Genomic DNA, 3,254 nt, shown 5'->3' on the forward strand with positions numbered 1-3,254 from the left:
GCTAAAGTATCATCTCAAAAAAACAATCAAACTCAGGCGACGTGTTTAATCATATTTCGCCAACTCGGCTTTGGCCTCGTGATAGATTTTGGTTTTTTCGGCGAATGGAATGAACAGGCTTTTGAAACCGTTGAGGATGATTTTTTTGACTTGCTCGTAATTCAAATCCCAGGTTTGCACTGCCAACCACAGCTCGTCGGTCATGGTTGTGCGCGAGATCAGCCGGTTATCGGTGTTAAGCGTGACACGCAATTGGCGATCGAGAAATTTCTTAAACGGATGATGCTCGATGCGCAGCACGGCCTTGGTTTGCACGTTGCTGATCAGGCAAACTTCCAGCGGAATGCGATGATCGCAGACATAGTTAAGCAGCTCTTCATCTTCAATCAAGCGCGTGCCGTGCCCGATGCGATGCGCGCCGCAGGCATGAATGGCCTGGTAAATGCTGTCCGGGCCGTAGGCCTCGCCGGCATGCACGGTGCAATTGATGCAATGTTTGCGAATGAAATAAAAAGCCTTGGCATGATCTTTCGCCGGGTTGCCAAACTCGCGGCCGGCAAGATCGAACGCCACCACGCCTTTGCCTTTGTATTGCAAGGTCAGTTCGGCCAGCCGGAGCGTGGCCTCCGGCGTCATGCTGCGAATCGCGCAGATAATCACGGCGGCGCGAATCGGGAATTTTTTCTCCGCTTCGCCCAGGCCTTCCAACACGGCGTCAACAACCTGTTCGAGCGACAACCCCTTTTGCTGATGCAAAATCGGCGAATAGCGCACTTCGATGTAGCGCAAATTCTCCGCTGCGGCATCTTCGGCAAGCTCGTATGCGATGCGCCGCAGTGATTCATAATCCTGCATCAGCTTGAGCGTGAAGTCGAACTTATCAATATACTCGTTGAGGTTTTCGACCTGGCCTTTGACCGAGAGAAAATCGTAAACGTCTTGTTCATTCGTGCTCGGCAACGGCAGGCCGTTCGCTTTCGCCAACTCCATTGCGGTTTTCACCCGTATCGAGCCATCGAGATGGCAGTGCAAGTCGGTTTTGGGAAGCGCGTGCAAGAAGTCACGGGTGATGGTCATGCGAATTCTCCTCAATCAAGCGGTCGCCGCTTCAGGTTGGCGGGCTTTGGTTTTGGGTGGTGCGGATTTTTGCTGTTTTCGGCTTCCGCGCGTCTCAGGAAGCAGGGTGATCAACGTGCCGAGCGTCAATACCATGCCGCCAATCCAAACCCAGTTGACCAGGGGATTGAGATAAATATGAAACGTGGCGGCATTGGTTTCCGGCTGGTGGGCGCCGAGCACGACATAAAGATCTTCGCGCAAATTGGAAAAGAGCGCGACTTCAGTGGTCGGCTGCTCTTGCACGATATAAAAATGTTTTTGGGGATAAATCGTATCCACCACCTCGCCCTCGCGTTTGACCACCATGGTGGCTTGCACGACGACTTTGTTGGGATCTTCGAACTGCTTGGTATTTTGATAAACCAGCTCATAGTCGCGCAATTTGAGTGATTCGCCCGGCTTCACCTGGCCTTCAATTTCTTGCGTGAAGGCTGCGCCCGTGACGCCCACGAACAATAACACCATGCCGAAATGCACGATGTAGCCGCCGTAGCGCCGCCGGTTTTTTAGCAGGAGATGCCACAGCGCCACCGGATAAATTTCGTCATTGGTGCTGCCGCGTGCGACCGCGCCGCGATGAAATTCGAGCACGATGGTTACGGTGACGAAAACGCTGAGGGTGAAGGAGATCAGCGCATAAACGTGACGCATGCCCAACGCGATGAAAATGCCCAACGCAATTAACGAGGTGATCGTCGGAATCGCAAAAATTTTCTGCAATTGTTCCAGCGAGCTTTTGCGCCAAGCGACCAACGGCCCGACGCCGGTAAGCAATAACAGCAGCAATGAAATCGGCACCAGCACCGCATTAAACCAGGGCGCGCCTACGGTGATTTTCACGCCGCGCACGGCTTCTGAAACCACCGGAAAAACCGTTCCCAAAAATACGGCGGCGCAAGCGACGACGAAGACAACATTGTTAAACAAGAACGCGGACGCCCGCGAGACCACGGCTTCCAGGCGTGTGTCACTCTTCAAGAGATGCGAGCGCATGATCAAAATCCACGACGAGCCAATCGCGATTACACCCACAAATGCTAAAAACAGGGGTCCCAAACTGGAGGTGGTGAAGCTATGCACCGACGAGATGACGCCGCTGCGGGTGAGAAAGGTGCCGAAAATGCAGAGTGTGAAGGTGAGAATGATCAACACCATATTCCACACACGCAGCATGTTTTTCTTTTCCTGAATGATGACCGAATGCACAAACGCAGTGCCGGTGAGCCAGGGCATTAACGCGGCGTTTTCAACCGGATCCCAAGCCCAATAGCCGCCCCAGCCGAGTTCCATGTAAGCCCATTTGCCGCCGAGCATCATGCCCACGCCGAGAAAAAACCAGGGCACGATCGTCCAGCGCCGCGTGATGGTGAGCCATTGATTGCCGAGCTGGCCGCTGATCAACGCCGCGAGCGCAAAGGCAAATGGAATGGTGAAACCGACATATCCCAAATACAATATCGGCGGGTGAATCGCCATGGCCGGATGTTGCAGCAACGGATTTAGGCCGCGGCCGTCGGGCGGGGCGTGGGGCAACAACTCGAAGGGCGGGGTCACGAAGGTGATCATGCAAATGAAGAACAAGGTGACCACAGTGGTGATGGCGTTGACGTATGGCATCAGCGCCATTTGTTTTTTGCGGTAAAGCAGAATGCAAAACGAGGCGAAGATCGCCAGCAGCCATCCCCAAAACAGCAGCGAGCCTTTCATGCCCGCCCACAACGCCGTAAATTTGTAATAGGCCGGCAGCGCGCGATTGCTGTAGCTCGCGACATACTCAACTCTGAAATTATCCGTAAAAATTGCCTGCCACAAGGCCAGCGAGGCCAGCGTAAGAAAAATCGTGACGCCATGGGTGCCGTTCTCGCCGCTCGCGACAATTTGGGCGTCTTTACGCCGCGCGCCGATGAGCGAGGCCAGAATGGCATAAACTGCACAGCCCAACGCGAGCCAGATAAAAATATGTCCGAATTGTATCATAGGTTGATCCTGCTACAAGTTCCGCCGTTAGTGAGCCTGCAAAAACGTCAAAGGGATTCAAAAAAGCCCCATTGCGGGGCTTGAATTCAAACAAAAAATTTGGGCGGCATGCGGCTCAAATCTCAAGTCGAAGATTGCGGCGCGGCATACTCGCCGCC

General features: G+C 53.7%; 2 protein-coding genes. Both read right to left on the reverse strand.

The features are described 5' to 3' along the window. Positions 1 to 45: 45 nt before the first annotated feature. A complete protein-coding gene (gene add / locus FBQ85_28475) occupies positions 46 to 1,077 on the reverse strand; it encodes an adenosine deaminase (GenBank protein ID MDL1879069.1) in 1,032 nt (343 codons plus the stop codon). Positions 1,078 to 1,092: 15 nt separating this feature from the next. Beyond that, positions 1,093 to 3,096 (reverse strand): heme lyase CcmF/NrfE family subunit, encoded by a 2,004-nt coding sequence (locus tag FBQ85_28480; protein ID MDL1879070.1) that lies wholly within the window; start codon positions 3,094 to 3,096, stop codon positions 1,093 to 1,095. Between the last annotated feature and the right edge of the window lie 158 nt (positions 3,097 to 3,254).

It is taken from the genome of Cytophagia bacterium CHB2, from assembly GCA_030263535.1.
In the GTDB taxonomy this organism is placed as follows: Bacteria; Zhuqueibacterota; Zhuqueibacteria; order Zhuqueibacterales; family Zhuqueibacteraceae; genus Coneutiohabitans.